The 1,349-nt window shown below is 66.3% G+C and carries 1 protein-coding gene; it reads left to right on the forward strand.

Annotated features, from left to right (window positions below; all coding sequences use genetic code 11):
* Positions 1 to 75 precede the first annotated feature (75 nt).
* Positions 76 to 1,089 carry an IS110 family RNA-guided transposase gene (locus tag AC1DE3_RS28230; RefSeq protein ID WP_476852975.1) on the forward strand — a complete coding sequence of 338 codons (1,014 nt, stop codon included), beginning with the start codon at positions 76 to 78 and terminating at the stop codon, positions 1,087 to 1,089.
* The last annotated feature ends 260 nt before the right edge of the window (positions 1,090 to 1,349 follow it).

The following is a 1,349-nucleotide window of genomic DNA, read 5'->3' on the forward strand; positions in this document are numbered from 1 at the left end:
ACATGGGGTAACGGTCTGGCTGCTCTTCTTCGGAGGCCGATAGGATTGTCTCCGCTGCAACAGAGGAGATCGATCATGGAATACTTTGCTGGGCTGGACGTCTCGATGGAGGAGACGCACATCTGCCTCGTCGATCGCGACGGCGCGGTTGTGCACGAGGTCAAAGCCGTCTCGTCCGCGGCGGCGATAGCGGCGGCCCTGGCGCAAGCGCTGCCCTGCACACGGGTGGTGTTCGAGACGGGCCGGATGGCGCCGATGCTCTACCACGGCTTGGCCGAGCTTGGTGTTCCGGTCGTCTGCATCGAGAGCCGACAGGCCTATCAGGCGCTCAAGACCCTGGCGACGCACAAGACCGACCGCAACGATGCGCGTGGGCTGGCGCAGCTAGCGAGAACCGGCTTCTACAAGGCCGTGCATGTGAAGTCGCTGCCGGCCCATGCGATTCGCGCGCTGATCGTCGCCCGCAAGAAGCTCGTCGGCCAACGCGTCACGCTGGAGAACCAGATCCGGGGTCTGGCCGTCGTGTTCGGCATCCGGCTGCCGCGTGGGCTCAGCCCGGCCTTCGTCGACGAGGTCATGCGGATGAGCGACGGCATCACCGGCCTGGCCGGCGCCATGCGCGGCCTCGTCGCCGCCCGGGACGCGGTTCTTGGCGCGGTCGCTGCCATCGACGCGGATATGAAGCGCCTCGTTCGCGCCTCCGATGCCTGCCGTCGGTTGATGACCATCCCCGGCGTTGGGCAGCTCACCGCGCTGGCCTTCACGGCGGCCGTCGATGATCCTGCACGCTTCCGGCGCTCGCGCGATCTCGGCGCCTATCTCGGCCTTGTGCCGCGTCGCTATCAGTCCGGTGAGATCGACTATGTCGGCAGCATCTCCAAGGTGGGCGACCAGCGCATGCGGACGCTGCTCTACGAGGCGGCCAACGTCATGCTCACCCGCTACAAGGGCGAGCTGAAGCTAAAGGAATGGGCGCTCGCCATTGCCAGGCGCTCGACCATGCGCAAGGCGCGGATCGCGCTCGCCCGCCGTCTCGCGATCATCATGCACGCCATGCTGCGGCATGGCGCCGAGTTCCGGCCTGCCTGACAATCAGAGCCGGGCAGAAGCAGACGAAACAGGAGGCCGCAACGAGCTCCCAAGCGGGAGCGACGCCCGAGGGAGGGAGCAGGTGATGGCGCCGATTCCGTAGCATGCCGCCGACCAGGTCGGCCGACTGCGCTTTCAACCAAGCCACCTTGCACCCAGCTGACCCCATCAAGTGCCGATGAGCACGCAGAGAACGCAGGCACCCAACGGCATCAACCGCTCAGGACCAAGCTGCCAGACCTTGACCCGTTAGAGAACGG

Source organism: Allobosea sp. 10L417 (assembly GCF_056395485.1).

Excerpts from the sequence above, each read along its gene's own strand:
- AC1DE3_RS28230 (WP_476852975.1), top strand. The coding sequence starts at position 76 with ATGGAATACTTTGCTGGGCTGGACGTCTCGATGGAGGAGACGCACATC.